This is a genomic window from Streptomyces sp. NPDC107500, from assembly GCF_055582785.1.
The window spans coordinates 274670-292465 of record NZ_JBVJPF010000010.1 but is presented as its reverse complement, the minus strand read 5'-3'; the positions used below and the strand labels follow the sequence as shown (position 1 = coordinate 292465).

Sequence of the window (17796 nt, the reverse complement as noted above, 5' to 3'; positions counted from 1 at the left end):
GCACTGCGGCGAGAGCGCGTGCACGGCGTCGCAGAGCGGGCGGGAATGGCCGGACAGGCGCCTTGGCCTTGTCGCACGGCCCGGCACACACGCCGACGACCGGCCCCGCCTGCGGGGCCGGCCGGTCGGGGTGGTGCCGCCGTGGCTCATACGGCCGCGGCGTTCTCCTCGGCCGCGGGCGCACCGGCCGTGTCGTCTGGGGTCGCCGCGACGGTGTGCGCGCTCCTCGCGGACGGCCTGAGGAAGAGGGCGAGGACGATGCCGGCGGCGAGGGCCGGGGCGATCCACAGGTATCCGGCGGCAGTGGCGTGGGCGAAGGCGTCCAGGGCGGTCTCGCGCAGCGCGCCGGGCAGGTGTCCGACGGTGTCGGGCCGCGTGGCGTCGAAACCGCCGGCGGTCGGCAGGCCGCTGACCCGGTCGGCGAAGCCGGTGTTGAGGAGGGTACCGAAGACGGCGACTCCGAACGCGGCACCGATGGAGCGGGAGAAGGTGACGACGGCGCTCGCGGCGCCGATGTCGGCGGCCGGGACGCTGTTCTGGACGGTGGTCATGACGACCATCGGCACCATGCCGATACCGATCCCGGTGATCAGGAAGTAGACGCTGAGGACCAGGGTGTTCGGGCCGTTGCCGATGGTGGCGAGCAGGAGCAGACCGGCGAGGTTGACGGCCAGGCCGCTCAGCAGGATGGTCCGCAGCCGATCGATGTGGGCGGCCCAGCGTCCGGCCAGGGACTGGCTGACGACCAGCCCGGCGACGAGCGGCAGCATGTAGATGCCCGACAGCGTGGCCGAGACTCCGTGCACGATCTGCAGGTAGGTCGGCAGGTAGACCAGGACCGAGAACATCGCGGCGTTGGCGAAGAACGCGATCAGCGAGGAGAACACCACGGTGCGGGAGCCGAGCATGGCCGGGGGCAGCACCGGCGCGGCGACGCGGCGCTCGACGGGAACCAGTACCGCAGCGAGTGCGACGGTGGCGACGATCAGGCCGACGATGGACGGCGAGCCCCAGCCCCAGCGCTCGCCGAAGGACGTGACGAGGACCAGGCCGGTGGCGATGGCGGCCAGCAGGGTGGCGCCGGCGTAGTCGATGCGCGCCTTGGCGCCGCGGGCAGCGGCAGGCAGGGCGCGGGCCGCGATGAAGAGGGCCACGATGCCGACCGGGAGATTGATCAGGAAGGCCCACCGCCAGGAGAGCTGGTCGGTGAAGACACCGCCGAGCAGCGGGCCGACGATGCTGGCGACGCCGTAGACCGAGCCGAACATGCCCTGGTACCGGCCGCGCTCGCTCGGCGCGACGATGTCACCGACGAGACCGAAGGTCAGCACGATCATGCCGCCGCCGCCGACGCCCTGAAGCACCCGGGCGCCGATCAGTTCGGGGAGGTTCTGCGCCAGGCCGCAGGCGACGGAGGCGATCAGGAACACCGAGGTGGCGGCGAGGTAGAGCCGCTTGCGGCCGAACATGTCGCCGAGCTTGCCCCACAGCGGCGTCACGGCCGTCGAGGCGAGCAGGTACCCGGCGCTGACCCATGCGATGTCGTCGAACCCGTTGAGGTCCTGCGCTATCCGGGGCAGCGCGGTGGAGACGATCGTCTGGTCCAGGGCCGCGAGCAGCACCGCGAGGATCAGCGCGCTCATCGCGGCGGCGACACCGCCCGCCCTTGGCGGTGCGGACTGTGACTTCGACAACGACATCGACGTGCCTTCCTTCTCATCCAAGGGTTTTCTCAGGGTCGTCCGAGGTGCGGCAGGAGCTTCGCGTCGGCCGTCACACGGCCTTTTCGTCTCACTCTACTGTCACTACCCGAGCTATCTGTCACGTTAATGTAGCACTTTCAGTCGAGTGATTCACCATGGAGAGGCATTAGAAGGTCTCAGGGGTCACAGCACGCATAGACTCGACGACGTGAGAGCCGACGCAGCACGCAATCTGGAAGCCGTTCTGACCACCGGCGCGCGCATGCTCACCACCGATCCCGGTGCGAGCATCGCGCGCATCGCCGCCGAGGCGGGCGTGGACCGGCGCACCGTCTACCGGCGCTTCGCCTCCCGCGAGGACCTGCTCGCCGCGATCTACGCATCCCGCCTGGCGGCCATCGAGCGGGCCATCGAGGACGCCCGGCTGCGCGAGGCACCCGTCGCCGTCGCCCTGCACCGCTACGTCGAGAACATCATCGCGGTCAACCGCACCTGGCCCGTCGACCTCACCCGCATGCTCGCCGACGAGGAGGTGCGCGCCCGCCGCGACGCCTCCGCGCAGGAGGTCGAGGCCTTCCTCGACCGTGCCGTCGCCGAAGGAATCCTCCGTCCCGGGCTCCCCGCGGGGTGGGTGGGCGGCCTGCTGCCCCAGCTCATGCACCTGGTGTCCCGGCAGCTGCCCGACCTCAGCCCCGCGCGGGCGGCGGACGTCGTCGTCGACACCCTGCTGCGCGGCGTCGGCGCACCCTGAGGCCGGAAGAGCAGAGGGCCCTTGAAACGGACTCCAAGGTCCGATATCGTCCAGGACGGACTCTTGAGTCCGTTTCTCGCGCCCGTGTTCCGGGCCGCTTCCGTCGTGCGAGCGAGCCCCGGCTTCACCGCCGCCCCGGACGGGACCCGCCGAGTCCCGCGCACCGCCGCACCCCTCGATCGGAGTACGCCATGTCCCTGCGCACCGCCCCGAACCCGACCTCCTTCCCGAAGGAGGTCAGCGCCTTTTCCTCGATCCTGCCGCCCGCTCCCCTGATCGGGGAGCTGTGCCACGCGTCGGGCACCGTGAAGGCGTTCGAGGGCCTGGCCCGTGCGCTGGCCACCTCGCTGGACCTGCCGGCGCGTTCGCGCGAACTCGTGATACTTACCGTGGCGGCCTACACCGACAGCCCGTCGGTCGCGGCCCAGCACACCCCGCTCGCGCGGGCGGAGGGCGTGGACGAACAGACTCTGCGGATCGTCGCCGCCCGCGAGCCCGACCACCCCGAGCTGTCGTCCCACGACCGGGCGCTCGTCCGGCTCACCGCCGAACTGGTGAGGCAGCCGCGGGTCTCCGAGGAGGTCTACCGGCAGGCCCGCGCCCACCTCACCGAACGGGAACTGGTCGACGTGCTGCACGTGGCCGGCTACTTCTGGTCGTTCGGCCGCATCACCGCCGGGTCGCGATGACCCGGCGGAGCGGCCGGCTCGTCCCGGTGGTCAGCCCTGGCGGACGCCCTCGATGAAGCGGCCGGCCAGGTCGACACGTTCGGCCAGGGAGGCGTGGGTCTGGCCGAAGTCCACGAACAGTTCGTGGACGCCCGCTTCCGCGGCGGTCCGGGCGTAGTCGACGTACTGGGCGAGCGTGCCCGCCCACGGCATGCGCTCGACGTCGGTCCTCGTGTCCGTCAGCTCCGGATTGACACGCAGCGCCATCCGCAGGGCGGACGGGTCACGGTCCGCCTCGACCGCCTCCTTCACGATCATGTCCCACATGCCGAGGAGCTGCGGCAGCGGCAGCGCCACGGGGAGCCAGCCGTCGAGCCGTCGTCCGATCCGCCGCAACCCGCTGGGCGTGAACGCCGCGAGCAGCACGGGCGGTGCGGGCCGCCGGGACGGCTTGAGCCCCACCACCGTCTCCGGGATCGTGAACAGGGCGCCCTCGTGGGAGAAGACGTCGTTGGCCCAGTAGTCCCGCAGGATCTGCAGCGTCTCGTCGAGCCGGGCACCCCGGCCCTTCCAGGGCACGGAGACCGCGGTGTACTCGTCGGGCATCCAGCCAAGGCCGAGGCCCACGACCAGGCGGCCCTGACTGAGCAGATCGAGGGTGGTCAGCGAACGGGCCAGCATGATCGGCGGCTGCCACAGCCCGTTGAGGGTGCTGGTGCCCAGCTGGACGCGGGTCGTGTGGGACGCGGCGAACGTCAGGGCGACCAGCGGGTCCATGTGGTTCTCGTAGACCCGCGGCATCTGCCCGTCACCGCTCGGATAGTGCGCTCCCGGAACGAGCGGGGCGAGGACCCGGTCGCCCGTCCACAGGGAGTCGTACCCCATCTCCTCCGCGGTGCGGCACACCCGCAGGATGCCTTCCGGATGGGCGTCGGGACCGAAGGTCGGCAGGGCCAGGCCGAGTTTCATGGGTGTCTCCTCATACGGTGTCCCGGTCCCTGCCCGTCAGCGAAGTACCGAGCAGGTCTTCCAGGGCGGCGACCGTCCGGGCGGGGTCCACGGCGTGGACGGTGGCGAAACCCAGGTCCGCGGCGGGCGGCAGGTGCTGCTCGGTGTCGTCGACGAACACGCACTCCCCGGCCGTCAGTCCGAGCCGGTCCAGCGCGAGCCGGAAGATCTCCGGTTCGGGCTTGCGTGTCCCGTGGACCTCCGACAGCACCACGGCGTCGTAGCGTTCCTCCACCTCGTAGCCGTCGTAGAGGTTCCACGGGGCCAGGCCGACGGAGTTGGACAGCAGGGCGACCTTCACCCCCGCCCGGCGCGCGGCGGCGGCAGCGGCGATCACCAGGGGCTCGGGGCGCAGATCGGCGAAGATCCGGCCCATCAGGTTCTCCGGCTCGATGCCGAGGAGCCGGCCGGCCGCCTCGTTCCACTGGATCTGGGTGAGCGCACCGCGCTCCAGTTCCTCGGTGAGCCGGATCCCCTCCGGGTCCAGGTAGAGACCGGTGAGCAGCGTCCCCTCAGCGAGTCCCGCACGCTTCTCGAAGGCCAGCGCGGCGGGCGGCAGGGGGGTCGTCAGCACACCGCCGAAGTCGAGCACGAGGCCCTTGCGGTGCTGGGTCATATGCACACTTTAGTAGACCGGACACACTCGCCCCACACCAGGTCATGTGTTTCAAAGCGCGCACCACAAGTGTCACGAAGGCACATGTTCGAGGATCATCACGACGAGGTGTGAACCTGTCGGCAGGGCAGGCACGTTGTCCGGGTGAGGGGTTTCCGCCGCCCCGGCGACGGCGGCGGGAACCCGCTCGCCCCCGCCCTGCCGCCGCCCGGACCCCACCGCCTCCCCCCGGTCCGCTCCGTACTCCCGCGTCAGCCCCTCGACCGGTGCGGATGGGCGGGGTAGACGCCCAGGACGCGCACCTCCGAGGAGAAGAACCGCAGTTCCTCCAGAGCGAGGGCGACCCGCCGCTCGTCGGGGTGGCCCTCAGCCTCGACGTAGAAGCGGCTGGCGTTGAGCCCCGCGCCGATGTGATAGCTCTCGATCTTGGTGAGGTTCACCCCGCCGGTGGCGAAGCCGCCCAGTGCCTTGTAGAGCGCGCTCGGGATGTTGCGCACGCTGAAGAAGAGGCTCGTCATGGTCGGCTGCCCGGGGTCCGGGGCGGGGGCGGCCCGCCGGGACAGGACGACGAACCGCGTGGTGTTCTCCGGGTCGTCCTCCACGCCGGCGCGCAGCACGTCGAGACCGTGCAGCCCGGCCGCCGCGGGCGGCGCGAGGGCCGCGTGCCGCGCGTCCCCCAGCTCGGCCACCTCACGCGCCGCCCCGGCGGTGTCGTCGCAGACCAGGGTGCGCCAGCCGCCCTCGCGCAGCAACTTGCGGCACTGGCCGAGCGCGTGCACATGACTGCGGACGCACTCCACCTGGTCCAGGGTGGCCCCGGCGACACCCATCAGGTCGAAACGGATGGCGTGGAAGTACTCGCCGATGATGTGCAGCCCGGACTCCGGCAGCAGGTGGTGCACGTCGGCGACGCGTCCGGCCGCGGAGTTGTCCACCGGGATCACGGCCAGGTCGGCATCGCCGAGGGCCACGGCGTCCAGGGCCTGCTCGAAGCCGGTGCAGGACAGTTCTCGGGTGTCCGAGTACAGGGTGCGTGCGACGGTCGCCGAGTTGGAACCGGGCTCACCCTGATATGCGACGGTCGTCACCGCGTTCAGCCTTCCTGAGGGAAATCCTGTAGTGGGGCGGCAGAAGCTCCGTTGCGTACCGCACCTGCTGCAGTATCGGTGAACTCGCCTCCATCACGCGCACCAGGGGTTGTCCGCCGCCGCGGTCGTCCGCGAGGACGTGATCGTAGGCCGCCGCGAGCACGTGATGAACGGTGTCGGCGAGCCGCCGTACCCGCACGGCGAGCCGCTCCCGCAGAGCCCGGGGAAGCCCCTCCCGTGCGGTCGGCGCACCGTGCAGGGCCGCCGCCAGGGCCAGCCGCTCGTCGTGCAGGACGGCGGCCAGCTCGGCCGCGACGACGGGGCCGGAGCCCGGTGCGGAGCGCGGCCCCGGGCACGCCGCCGTCACCCGCGCGCCGGGGCCGGCCAGCACGTCGGTCGTGCGCCGGGCCGCGCCCAGGGCCAGCGCGGCGACCGCCGTCCACAGGAACGCGGCGTCCTGGGCCCGCAGCGGCGTGCCCGTCGTGTACGTGGCCAGTCCCGCCGGCACCCGCAGGCCCTCCACGCGGAACGAGGCGCCGCACGAGCCACCGGGGCCGCCCTCCGCCCCGGGGACCCGGCACGCAAGGCTCCTGGCGGGGACCACGAAGAGATCGGGAAGGGCGTCGGCGCCGGGTTCGCCGTGGCCTCCTCCGGTCCCCCTCCCGCGCCCGTTCCCGGCGGCGAGCGGCAGCGCCAGCCAGGAGCCCATCCCCTCGCCGGGCGGCGGCGGGCGCCACACGCCGGACAGGTCGAACCCGCCGGACGCGGGTTGCACCGCCGGCCCCAGCACGGCGGCCACCGGGGCCGCGGCGCTCAGCGGGGCGGCCCAGTTCCAGGCGCCGGTGAAGGCCCGCCAGGCCTCGGCGGGGCCGGCGTGAGCGCGCGCTTCCATGACCGTGAGGACCCGGGTTAGTCCGCAGGCCGGTCCCGGCTCCCTCACGGGATCGCCCTGTGCGAAGTCCGGCATGGCTAGGCGGCCCGCTCGTCCGGGGAACCGGGGGCCGTCGTCAGAACGACGTTCTCCAGTTCCTCGCCGCGGCGATAACGGTTCAGCTGCCGTCGCAGGAAGGCCGCGCTCATCGGGCCGAACGCGTCGGTGAACGCCGCCACGTGCGGAGTGACCAGCGCGCCCGGCAGGTGCCACAGGGGATGTCCGGAAGGCAGCGGTTCGGGGTCGGTGACGTCGAGCGCGACGCGCAGCTTCCCCACGCGGACCCGGCGGACCAGCGCGGGGGTGTCGACGATTTCGCCGCGGGCGACGTTGACGAGCATCGCCCCGTCCTTCAGCAGGGCCAAGGCCGTCGCGTCGAACATGCCGCGGGTGTGGTCGGTCAGCGGCGCGCACACGACCACCGCGTCGGCCGTGGGCAGCAGCGCGGGCAGCTCCGCCGTGCCGTGCACCCGCCCCGCGGGCGTGGTGCGGGCCGTGCGCGCCACCAGGACCGTCTCACACCGGAACGCGCCGAGCCGGTCCGCGACGGCCGCTCCGACGGCGCCGTAGCCGATGACCAGGACACGCTTACCGACCAGGGTGCCGCGGAACTCGGGCCGCCACTTGCCCGCGGCCTGCTGGACCGCGAACCGGTCGAGGCCCCGGCACAGGGACAGCAACAGCGTGACCGCCAGCTCCGCGGTCGCGTCGCGGTGGACGCCGCGGCCGGTGCTCAGCCGGGTCCCGGCAGGTATCGCGTCCACCAGCGGCAGCATGTGGTCGTAGCCGGAGCTGAGGAGCTGGAGCACCTCGAGACCGCGCATCCGGGGCAGCACGGGGGCGAGCAGGCGTTCGGCCCCCGGCACGGGCGGTGCCACGAGGAAGTCGACGTCACCGGGGTCGCCGGGCAGCGGGCCCGCACCGTCCCAGGTGGCGTACGACAGCCCGTCGGGCAGCCCTGGGACCTGGCTCGGCCGGTAGGGCAGCCAAACGGTCTTGTGGTCCTTCATCGTGTCTCAGCTTCTTCCCACTCCATCACCCGCCACGGGACGCAGGTGTCGACATCACCCAAGACGACATGTGAATCGTTCGCCAACCGGAATGAACACAGGTGTCGCGGCCGTAGGTCCATGTGAGTTACTCAAGTCTACACACTCACACGTGTGAACCCGTTGTGCATGATGTCACGTGTAGGGTGCATGAACCCCTCGGACATCCCGACCGGCCACCCGGACCGGTCGCAGGCACTCTCCGCGCTGCGCCAGGCCGTCACCGGCGTGGTTCTCACCCCCGACGACCCGGCGTACGAGGCGGAGTGCACCGGGCACAACCTGCTCCGCATGGCCCGGCCGACGGTCGTCGTCGGGGTCGTCGACGTCGACGACGTCGTGGCCGCCGTACGCTTCGCCAGGTCCCGAGACATGCCGGTGGCCGTGCGCGGCGCCGGCCACCAGACGGTCCTGCCGGAGGACACCGGTGAATGGCTGCTGATCACCACCGGCCGCATGGACGACATACGTGTCGACCCCCGTGCGCGGACGGCCACCGTCGGCGCGGGCGCCCGCTGGCGCGAGGTCGTCGACGCGTCGGCCAAGCACGGCCTGACACCGCTCGCAGGCTCGGCACCCGATGTCGGTGTGCTCGGCTACACCCTCGGCGGCGGCATCGGGCCGCTGCTGAGCCGCTCCCACGGCTACGCCGCCGACCACGTCCACCGCATGGCCATGGTTACCGCCGACGGCGAGGTGCTGCGGGTGACACCGGACAGCGACCCGGAGCTGTTCTGGGCCCTGCTCGGCTGCAAGGGCAACTTCGGTGTGGTCGTCGCCGTGGAGTTCGCGCTCTTCCCGGTGACCCGCTTCTACGGCGGTGGCCTCTACTTCCGCGGTGAGGACACCACACAAGTGCTCGCCGTGTGGCGTGAGTGGCTGCCGACGCTGGACGAGGACACCACGACGTCGGTGGCCGTACAACGGCTGCCGGACCTGCCGGACCTGCCCGAAGTGCTGCGCGGTTCGTTCGTCCTGCACGTCCGGGTGGGCCACCTGGGGTCCGCCTCCCGCGGCGGGCACCTCGTCGAGCCCCTGCGCCGCGCCGCCGTCTGCCTGCTGGACACCCTCGCGGAACGCCCGATCACCGAGCTGGGCGAGATCCACGTGGACCCGGTGCGGCCCGCTCCCGTGTCCGGGACGAGCGTGGGTCTGCGGGAGTTCTCCGCCGCCACGGCCGATGCGTTCACCGCACTCACCGGCGCCGGCTCCGGCTGCCCGCTGAGCAGCGTCGAGATCCGGGCCCTCGGCGGCGCGCTGGACCGGCAGCCGCCGGTGCCCAACGCGGTGCCCTCCCGGGGCCTGCCGTTCGTCTCCTTCGCCTTCGGCGTCGCCGAGGACGAACGGGCCACGCCCGTACGGGAGTACCTGGCCACCTACGCCGAGGGGATGTCCCCGTGGGCGGACCGCCGCGACATCGTGAACTTCCTCTCCCCGAAGCTGGCCTTCGACGAGGCGGAGATGCGCCGCGTCTTCGGCGAGGAGCGGTACGCGCGGCTCGCCACCGTCAAGCGCAGGCTCGATCCCGGCAACGTCTTCCGGCTCAACCACAACGTGCTGCCCGGATGAGATCCGATCCGGACCTCATGCTCCGGATGTCCGGCACGGCGGGGCACAATGAGGGCATGGATTCGGCACAGACGACCTCCCAGGAGCCCCTCCGGGGCGACGCGCCCCGCAGACGGGCCGACGCCCGCCGCAATCACGACCGGGTCTTCGCGGCGGCCCTGGAGGTCTTTGCGCAGGCGGGCCTGCAGGGGACCGTGCCGCAGGTGGCCGAGCGGGCCGACGTGGGAAAGGCCACGGTGTACCGCAGCTACCCGACCAAGGAAGATCTGGTGGGCGCCGTCGTCCGGCACCGGATGGAGGAGCTGGACCGCGTCACGGGGCCCGCCGTGGCGCAGGCCGCCCCGACGCGCGCCTTCGACTCCTTCGTCCTCGCGCTCTTCACGTACCTCGCCCAGGACCGGCTGCTCTCGGAGGCTCTCGCGGACGTGCGGTCCGCGCCGTACACCCGGCCGCTGCTCGACCGGCTGGAGACGCTGATGGAAGAAGCCAAGGCCGCCGGGACGATCCGCCGCGACGCGGACCGGCAGGACCTGCGTGTGGTGCTGTGCGGCATGGCCCTGCAACTGGTCAACCTCGACGAGCGGGATCCGGACCTGTGGCGTCGCTACGGCGAACTGACCCTCCGGGCGCTGCGCCCCTGAACAGGCGCCGGCGGGTTCACTGCCGGCGAGCGGTCAGTGTTGCCGCCGCCGGGCCACGCCCCTCTTGCGCACGCAGCGTCGCGAAGTAGCGGGCCCAGGACGTCACCCCCGGACGCCGGCGCAGCAGCGCACGGCGCTCGCGTTCGGTCATGGCTCCCCACACACCGTGCTCCACGCGGTGGTCGAGCGCGTATGCCAGGCATTCGAGCCGCACCGGACAGCCGGCGCACACGGTCTTGGCCCGGTTCTGTTCCGCCCCTTCGACGAACATCTGGTCGGGCTGTGCCCGGCACCGCCCCTGTGTGACCCAGTCCATCCGCGCCTCGCCTCCACAGCGGTGCATCGACCGCCAGACATACCTTGCGCCAGCCGACAGACATGACACTAGCTCACATGTGTGTGTCGTGTGTTCCGGCGCGCAGCACACCGGGCGGCCGGCGCCTGTCGGGTCCAGAACCCGGACGCGCAGGTCCCGGGCGCGGTGACGGCAGCCCTGGTCCCGTCACCGACCAGGGACGAATCGTCACCCAGTGCGTGCGGTGACCGAGGCCCCCGGTGCACGTGTCCGGGAGCCCCGGAAAGCCGCACAAGAAACTTTTCGGCCATACTTGATGACGTGACCCCTTGTCGGGATCTAATCTCTTGCTTGGGTGGGAGTGGGACGGTGGCATACCTGTCACGGGTCCCGTCGGCGGGCGCGGGAAGGACCGTGATGGCCTGCCGATGACCACGTAGCCTCTCCCCCCTGTGCCCGGCGCGATCCGTGTGCACGGGCGTGTACACGTCCGTACCGGGCAGGGTGATGAAGGGAGCGGGGCACGGTGGAGTCGGACTTCGGGGCCATGGTCGGCCGCGACGACGAGCTGAGGACGCTGTCGGAGTTCGTCACGGCCCCCGGTGGGCGGGCCCTCGTTCTGCGTGGCGACACGGGCGTGGGCAAGAGCGCCCTGCTGGAACACGTCGCAGGCCTGGCGGCGCAGGAGAAGCAGCGGGTGATCCGGGCCGCCGGCGTCGAGGCGGAGTCGGAGCTGCCCTTCGCGGGCCTGCACCAGTTCCTGTACCCGCTGTTGCCCTACATCGACCGGCTGGACGAGGTGCACCGGCAGGTCTTCGACGTCGTCTTCGGCCGCAGCGCGGGGGCTGCCCCGTCGGTCATGACCCTGGGCATCGCCGTACTGGACCTGCTCTCCCTCGCGGCCTCGCAGAAGCCGTTGCTGCTGGTACTCGACGACGGACAGTGGCTGGACGCCTCCAGCACCGAGGTGTGCGGCTTCGTGGGCCGACGCCTGACCGGCAGTTCGGTCAAGCTCGTCGTCGTCCTGCGTTCCGAGGTCCCCTCGGGCTTCGACACCGCCGCGCTGCCGGAACTGCCGGTGACGACGCTGTCGGAGAAGGCCAGTGAGCGACTGCTCGACGCACACCACCCGGAGCTGGACCCCGAGATCCGCCGGCTGGTCCTGGACGAGGCACGGGGCAACCCGCTGGCCCTGCTGGAACTGCCGCCGTACGTGCGCGCCCACCGGAGCGCTCGCACCGCCGGCGAGGTGTTCGGCTACACCGGCGTCCCGCTTCCCCAGCGCCTGCAGCAGGTGTACGGCGCCCGCATCGAGTCGCTGGGCACCGCCATCCGCGCGGAGCTGCTGCGCGGCGCCCTGGACGGCGTCGGGGCCGGCACCGCGTCCGGTACGGCGGGCACCGCCCAGCGCTACCGGATGCTGGAGGCCGACGAGGCCGCGGACCGCGGACTGCTGGACATCGATCCGCTGTCCGGCGACTTCGTCTTCCGGCACCCTCTGGTGCGCTCCACCGTGGTCCAGACGGCCACTCCCAACGAGCGGCGCGCGGCCCACGCCGCGCTCGCCCGGGTGCACTATGACGACGTGGAGCGCCGCGCCACGCACCTGGCGGCCTCCGCGGTCGACCCGGACGAGGAGATCGCGGCGGCGCTGGAGGCAGCCGCGGACTCCGCCATCCGGCGGGGCGGCGCGGTCGCGGCCATGACCTGGCTGACCCGCGCCGCGGAGCTGAGCGAGTCGCCTGCGGAACGGTCCCGGCGGCTGGGCAGCGCGGCCTACATCGCCGGTCACTCCGGCCGGCTGGACCAGGCGCAGCGGCTGGTCCGCTCCGACACCGCGTCCGGCATCGCCGACTCCCCGGACTCGGTGGTCGCCACCGGGTACGTCGCCCTCTTCGAGGACGGGGACGTGCGCTCTTCGCACGCCCAGGTCTTCGCGGCCGTCAAGACGCTGCGCGACCGCGGCGTCCAGGAGCCGGACGAGGTTCTCGTCCGCCTGGTGGACCTGTTGCTGGCCATCAGCCAGTACGCGAGCGACGCGGGCACCTGGGAGCGGGTGCACGAGCTCCTGGACTCCCTGGGCGACCTGGTGCCCGCGTACTCCCGTGTCTACCAGGACGCCTGGGGCGACGTGGTGCTCCGCGGGGCCGGGGTGCACGAGCGGGTGGAGCGCGCCTTCGCCGGGCTGGCGGACCTGGAGCCCTGGGACGTCACCCGGCTCGGTGTGGCCGCCTACCACGTGGACACCCTCAGCCAGTACCGCCCGCACCTCCAGCGGACCGTGGAGCGGGAGGTGGAGACGGGGGCGCTGGCCGACGCCATGACGATGCTGCACCTGATCGTGCTCGACCAGATCGCCGTCGGCGAGTGGGAGGAGGCCGAGCGCACCGGACAGCGCTGCCTGGAGCTGACGACGGCACACCGGCACGCCCTGTTCACCCACCACACCCACGCCTACCTGGGGCTGCTGGCCGCGCTGCGCGGCGACACCGACCGGGCCCGCGAACTCCAGGCCGCCGTCGACGCCTGGGCCCGCCCCCGCGGCGTCGGCTTCCTCACCCAGATCGCCGACGCCATCGGCACCACCGCCGCGCTCGCCGACGGCGACTACGAGGCGGCCTACCTGCACGCCATCGGCATCACCCCGCCCGGCACCTTCACCCCCTACGCGCACCAGGCCCCCCGCACCCTGCTCGACCTCGTGGAAGCGGCCCTGCACACCGGCCGCACCGAGCAGGCCCGTGCCCACGCCCTCGCCGCACTGGAGGCCGGCCTGCCGGACGTTTCCCCCCGCCTCGCCGTCACCACCCACGGCGCGCTCGCCATGACCGCCGCCGACCCCGCCGAGGCGGACCACCACTACCACTTGGCCGAGACCCACCCCGCCGCCACCCGTTTCCCCTACGAGCTGGCCCGCATCCGCCTGGCCCACGGCGTCCGCCTGCGCCACACCCAGGGCCGCAAGGCCGCCCGGCACTCCCTGACCCTGGCCGCCGACACCTTCGAGCGGCTCGGCGCACCGACCTGGGCGGAGCGGGCACGCGCGGAGCTGCGGACCGCCGGCGCGTCCACCATGACGTCCTCGGCGCACCTCGCGGCGCTGACCTGGCAGGAGCGCAGGATCGCGGACCTCGCGGCAGGCGGCCTGACCAACAAGGAGATCGGCGAGCGGATGCACCTGTCACCGCGCACGGTCAGCTCCCACCTCTACCGGGTCTTCCCCAAACTCGGCATCACCTCCCGCGCCGCCCTGCGCGACGCCCTGGGCAGGCTCTCCGACGACCAGCACGCCTGAACACGGCGGACGGCCCGCTCAGTCCTCCTCGACCAGGCCGCGCACGCCCCGCTCCTCGAGCCAGCCGAGCACGTAGTCGGCGACGAAACGCCATCCTGCGTCGATGACGAGGGAATGGGCACGGTCCGCGAACTGCTTCAGGTCGGTCACCGCCGTGGAGTCGCCGTACTCCTTGTAGACGGTGCGGGTGACGGAGTCCGGAACCAGCCGGTCCTCCTGCCCCGACACCAGCAGCAGCGGCCCGCGGGTCGCGTTGACGATGTCCGCCCCGGTGAAGGGGCTGCGGGCCGCGTAGGCGCAGCCGAGGTCGGCGAGCAGCCGGCTCGGCGCGGGCATCGCGTAGCGCTCGAAGAGCCGGTCGGACTCCTCACGGGTCGCGGTGTTGGCGACCACCCGGTGGAAGGTCTCCGGCGACAGCGACACCGGTGGGGCCTCGCCGACCGCGCGGCCACGCTCTCCCAGCGGGACGACCGCCGTGGGCAGGGGGACCTCGTTGATCGGGGCGGCGGCGATGGCCACGGCGGCCCGGCCGACGTCGGCGCCGATGAGGTGCTGGGCAATGAGCCCACCCACGGAATGGCCGATGATCACAGGCGGGACATCGAACGAACCTACGATATTGGCGTAGTGGTCCGTCAGGGCGGCCAGATCGAGACCGGCGATCGACTCGGGCGACGCGCGCACGTCCAGCGGTCTGGTCGCCTCCCCGGGCCAACCGGGAGCGAAGGCGAGGAACCCCCTGCTGGCGAAACGCTCCGCCCATGCCTCCCAGGACAGCGCGTGCAGCCACGCGCCATGGATGAAGACGACGGGAGTACGTTTCACGGCTGGATCCTCCGAGCAAGACGATCACCCGGCACCGATACGCTCGGGCGACTGCTCCAGGATCGTCGAGCGGGCCCGCCCCGGGCGACAGTCGAATGACTGAATGTCCGACCCCTCGCGGACGCACCCCTCCACCGGACCAAGGCGGACAAAGGCTCATCTAACGGCCCACCGTGATGCCGATCACCGTCATCACCGGCCAAGGCGGACGGTCAACTTACCTATGTACGTCGACGCCGCGGTGACCAGAGTGGAGCCTGTCAGCATTCGCCGAGGGAAGGACCGACCCGACATGAGCCGCCTCACGCTGAGCCTGGACGTCGAACGCGTGCTGGACGTCTCCGTCCGGCAGACGGTCAGGGCAGAGTTCCGCTTCAGCCCCCGCTCCCCCCTGGTCGTCGCCGTGGACCTGCTGGTCCAGGGCGGCCCGAAGGTCCAGTGGCGGATCGGACGAGATCTCCTCCAGCAGGGGCTCTACTCGGTCAGCGGCCTCGGCGACATCCGGATGTGGCCGTCGCACCTGGGAGAACGGGCCACCGCGTGGCTCCAGCTGTGCTCGGGCGACATGGCCGCGCTCTTCGAGCTGCCGGTGGAGCCGCTCGCCGAGTGGCTGGAGCACACCTACGAGGCCGTGCCCGCCGGCCAGGAGCTGGCCGGGGTCGACTGGGACGCCGCCAGCGCCGGCCTGCTTCCGGCCCGCGAGGCCCAGCACGACTGAGCATCACCCGTGACGTGGGGCGTCGGGCCAGGAACCGGCGGTCACCGCGGTGGCCTCGGTCACGGCGGCCAGTCGCTCGTAGTCCAGGGTTCCCGGCGTGTCCGTCGACCGGTGGTAGTGCGGGTTACGGAAGTTGGCGGTGTCCGTGAGCATGAGCGCGGGCACACCCCGGTTCCAGAACGGCGCGTGGTCGCTGCGGCCCAGGTGGTTGGCGGGCGGTACGGCCAGACCGATGAGCAGGCCCGCCAGGCCGTCGGGCCGCGGATCGCGCAGGGGCAGGCCGGTCAGCGCAGGGGACGCCGCGACGGCGGCCCGCTTCCACATCTCGGCCGCGGCGGCGGAGGAACGCCGGTGCACGACCAGGGTGAAGTCGCCCCGGTAGCCGGTGGCGGCGGTGGTGGCGGACGCTTCGGGGAAGAGCCGTCCGAAACCGGCGGGCAGCCGCTGGGCTCCCGGGGTGTCGTCGAAGTAGCCCACCGACTCCAGACAGATCATGCCGCGCACCCTGCCGCCCCGGCTCAGCTCACGAGCCGCCTGGCGGGCGCCGATCAGCCCGAGTTCCTCCATGTCGAACACGGCGAGGACGACGCGGGGCGCGGCAGGTGAGGCGGCCAGCAGCCGTGCCGTCTCCAGCACCACGGCCACGCCCGAGGCGTTGTCGTCGGCCCCCGGACTGCCTTCTACGCTGTCGAGGTGGGCGCCGACCACGACGACGGGCCCGTCGTCCGGGCCCGGCAGCCGGGCGAGCAGGTTCGCCCCGGACAGACGCCGGTGCAGGCGCGGTTTGAGGGCGAGCGCCCGGTGACCGTGCCGGTCCGTGGCGCCCAGCTGCCAGCGCGCGTCAAACGGCCGCCGCTCCACCAGCCAGCCCGCGGCCTCCAGTTCGTCCCGGACGTAGGTCTCGGCCCGCCCCATCGCCCGGGGTGCGCGGCGCCGGCTGCGGGGCCCGGCGGCGAGGAACTCCACGTGCCGGCGCAGGCGTGCGGCGTCCGCGCGCAGAGGCTGCCCGTCCATGCTCAACCGTCCCTCCCTTTTCTGGTGTTGCCCGTGTTTCCCGTGAACCCGGCGCGGTCCCCGACCCGTTGCCCTTAGTGGAGCCCCTGCGGCCAGGTTCTTATGGCTGGCCGGCCGCAGGAACGGCGGTCGTCCTCGCACTCTTCCCCGATGCGAGGACGACCGTCCCACTCCCCCGCCGATCGTGGGCGGGCGCCGGGTCTGGCAGCTCTCAGCCCCGGCCCGGCCCCAGAACGCGGGGCGGGCCCGAGGACCTGACGAAGTCCTTCGAAGTCATGCCGGGGATCCAGCCTTTCCGTGCCACGGCTCCCGGCCACCGGCGCTCTCTCCCTGAACGAGTCGGGGTGGGTGAATGGTTCAGTCCGGGACGAGCCAGATATGTGCGTGTCGTATGAGGTATGAGCATTCACACTTTTCCCATCATTGCGTGGTCTCCGGCGGACACGGCAGAGTGGGGTAACACATGTGAGTCCGACCTCGTTTTGGGGGCCGGGGTGGCCCCGGCGGCCGTGGCCATCGCCACCGGAAGCGTCGTCGGTGTTGCCCCCGGGGCGGCAGCACAACTCAACGACACCACGGCACGGGCACTCGCCGCCGCCCGCGGCCCTACCCGCGTACGAAGGATGAACGTGCATGGTCAGGCCCGTGAGTGACCCCGGCCCGGTGGAGGACGCCGCACTGACCCGGGCGGCCCAGGCGGGCGACGTGTCGGCTCTGGCCCTGCTGCTGGAGCGGCACCGGCCCGGGATGCGAGCGGTGGCGCTCAGTGTGCTGGGGCCGGGCCCGGACGTCGACGACGTCATGCAGGAGGCGGCACTGGTGGCGCTGCGGCGGATCGTGGACGTCCGCGATCCGCACGCCGTGGGTCCGTGGCTGCGCATGGTGGTGCGCAACGGCTCCCGGGCCCTGCTGCGCGCTTCATACCGCCTGGAGCACGTCGAGGAGGTCCCCCTGCCGCCGTACTCCGTTACGCCCGAGCAGGTGCTGGATAGTCACGCGATGCGGGACTGGATCTGGGAGGCGGTCGAGACTCTCTCCCCCGCGCTGCGGCTGCCGGTCGTCCTGCGGTACTTTTCCACCGGTGTCACCTCGTATCGGCAGATCTCCGAAGCCTGCGCGGTCCCCCTCGGCACCGTTCGCAGCCGCCTGAGCCAGGCCCGGACCTCGCTGGCCGAGGCCCTGACCGCCACCGCGGCCACCGCGCACGAGGACACCGGACTGCGCACGCGGGAAAGCTGGCAGGAGGCGCACGCGACCCTGGCAGCCGCCGAGCGCGGGGAGTTCGGCAAGGTCGTCAAGGACCGCTACTCCCCCACCCTCTCCCTGGCGGTCGGCGGGAAACACCTCGGCGGTCCCGAGCTGCTCCTCACCGGCATGGACAGTGATCTCTCGGCGGGGGTCCGGCAGCGCCCGGTGCACGTCGTCGCCGGACGGTCCCTGATCGTGTGGGAGATGGAGCTGATCAATCCGGCGGACGATCCCGGGCACTGCCCTCCCGGTGTCGCCTGGATCATGACCCTGGACGCCGGCCGGGTCGACAGCGTCCGCCTCCAGCACGCGCCCCGCCCACCCGCGCCTGCCGAGTGATCCATGTCACAGCGCCGCGACCGAACTTTCGGCCGCGC

Annotated in this window: 16 protein-coding genes; 7 read left to right on the top strand and 9 right to left on the bottom strand. The window is 72.3% G+C overall.

The features are described 5' to 3' along the window. Nucleotides 1-146 precede the first annotated feature (146 nt). Nucleotides 147-1700, bottom strand: a complete 1554-nt coding sequence (locus tag ACZ67M_RS35115) for an MDR family MFS transporter (protein WP_469854057.1) — start codon at nt 1698-1700, stop codon at nt 147-149. A gap of 265 nt (nt 1701-1965) precedes the next feature. Here ACZ67M_RS35115 and ACZ67M_RS35110 point away from each other — a divergent pair, with 265 nt between their 5' ends. Next, on the top strand, nt 1966-2454 hold the full coding sequence (locus ACZ67M_RS35110; protein WP_469854110.1) for a TetR/AcrR family transcriptional regulator: 489 nt from the start codon (nt 1966-1968) through the stop codon (nt 2452-2454). Nucleotides 2455-2645: 191 nt separating this feature from the next. Continuing rightward, on the top strand, nt 2646-3143 hold the full coding sequence (locus ACZ67M_RS35105) for a carboxymuconolactone decarboxylase family protein (protein ID WP_469854056.1): 498 nt from the start codon (nt 2646-2648) through the stop codon (nt 3141-3143). A gap of 30 nt (nt 3144-3173) precedes the next feature. Here ACZ67M_RS35105 and ACZ67M_RS35100 read toward each other — a convergent pair whose 3' ends face one another. From ACZ67M_RS35100 to ACZ67M_RS35080, 5 genes are all read right to left on the bottom strand, one after another. Next, nucleotides 3174-4091, bottom strand: a complete 918-nt coding sequence (locus ACZ67M_RS35100; protein ID WP_469854055.1) for a TIGR03619 family F420-dependent LLM class oxidoreductase — start codon at nt 4089-4091, stop codon at nt 3174-3176. A 10-nt stretch (nt 4092-4101) separates the two neighbouring features. Continuing rightward, a complete protein-coding gene (locus ACZ67M_RS35095) occupies nt 4102-4746 on the bottom strand; it encodes an HAD-IA family hydrolase (RefSeq protein ID WP_469854054.1) in 645 nt (214 codons plus the stop codon). 251 nt (nt 4747-4997) lie between these two features. After that, nucleotides 4998-5834 (bottom strand): prephenate dehydratase, encoded by an 837-nt coding sequence (locus tag ACZ67M_RS35090; RefSeq protein WP_469854053.1) that lies wholly within the window; start codon nt 5832-5834, stop codon nt 4998-5000. Beyond that, a complete protein-coding gene (locus ACZ67M_RS35085; protein ID WP_469854052.1) occupies nt 5809-6726 on the bottom strand; it encodes a hypothetical protein in 918 nt (305 codons plus the stop codon). Before ACZ67M_RS35085 ends, ACZ67M_RS35090 begins: the two co-directional genes overlap by 26 nt. Before the next feature lie 77 nt (nt 6727-6803). Continuing rightward, a complete protein-coding gene (locus ACZ67M_RS35080; RefSeq protein WP_469854051.1) occupies nt 6804-7775 on the bottom strand; it encodes a 2-hydroxyacid dehydrogenase in 972 nt (323 codons plus the stop codon). A 189-nt stretch (nt 7776-7964) separates the two neighbouring features. On the opposite strand from ACZ67M_RS35080, the gene ACZ67M_RS35075 reads away from it, so the two are divergent. After that, nucleotides 7965-9383 (top strand): FAD-binding oxidoreductase, encoded by a 1419-nt coding sequence (locus tag ACZ67M_RS35075; RefSeq protein ID WP_469854050.1) that lies wholly within the window; start codon nt 7965-7967, stop codon nt 9381-9383. Between the two features lie 56 nt (nt 9384-9439). After that, nucleotides 9440-10024 (top strand): TetR/AcrR family transcriptional regulator, encoded by a 585-nt coding sequence (locus ACZ67M_RS35070; RefSeq protein ID WP_469854049.1) that lies wholly within the window; start codon nt 9440-9442, stop codon nt 10022-10024. A gap of 16 nt (nt 10025-10040) precedes the next feature. Here ACZ67M_RS35070 and ACZ67M_RS35065 read toward each other — a convergent pair whose 3' ends face one another. Next, on the bottom strand, nt 10041-10340 hold the full coding sequence (locus tag ACZ67M_RS35065; RefSeq protein ID WP_469854048.1) for a WhiB family transcriptional regulator: 300 nt from the start codon (nt 10338-10340) through the stop codon (nt 10041-10043). Between the two features lie 526 nt (nt 10341-10866). Here ACZ67M_RS35065 and ACZ67M_RS35060 point away from each other — a divergent pair. Then, the gene (locus ACZ67M_RS35060) at nt 10867-13614 is read left to right on the top strand and encodes a helix-turn-helix transcriptional regulator (RefSeq protein WP_469854109.1); all 2748 of its coding nucleotides are present in this window, start codon (nt 10867-10869) and stop codon (nt 13612-13614) included. Between the two features lie 18 nt (nt 13615-13632). Here ACZ67M_RS35060 and ACZ67M_RS35055 read toward each other — a convergent pair whose 3' ends face one another. Continuing rightward, nucleotides 13633-14439, bottom strand: a complete 807-nt coding sequence (locus ACZ67M_RS35055) for an alpha/beta hydrolase (RefSeq protein WP_469854047.1) — start codon at nt 14437-14439, stop codon at nt 13633-13635. A 292-nt stretch (nt 14440-14731) separates the two neighbouring features. Here ACZ67M_RS35055 and ACZ67M_RS35050 point away from each other — a divergent pair, with 292 nt between their 5' ends. After that, nucleotides 14732-15157, top strand: a complete 426-nt coding sequence (locus ACZ67M_RS35050; RefSeq protein WP_469854046.1) for an SsgA family sporulation/cell division regulator — start codon at nt 14732-14734, stop codon at nt 15155-15157. A 3-nt stretch (nt 15158-15160) separates the two neighbouring features. Here ACZ67M_RS35050 and ACZ67M_RS35045 read toward each other — a convergent pair whose 3' ends face one another. Continuing rightward, the gene (locus tag ACZ67M_RS35045) at nt 15161-16171 is read right to left on the bottom strand and encodes a M28 family peptidase (RefSeq protein ID WP_469854045.1); all 1011 of its coding nucleotides are present in this window, start codon (nt 16169-16171) and stop codon (nt 15161-15163) included. A 645-nt stretch (nt 16172-16816) separates the two neighbouring features. On the opposite strand from ACZ67M_RS35045, the gene ACZ67M_RS35040 reads away from it, so the two are divergent. Continuing rightward, the gene (locus tag ACZ67M_RS35040; protein WP_469854044.1) at nt 16817-17758 is read left to right on the top strand and encodes an RNA polymerase sigma factor; all 942 of its coding nucleotides are present in this window, start codon (nt 16817-16819) and stop codon (nt 17756-17758) included. Nucleotides 17759-17796 lie beyond the last annotated feature (38 nt).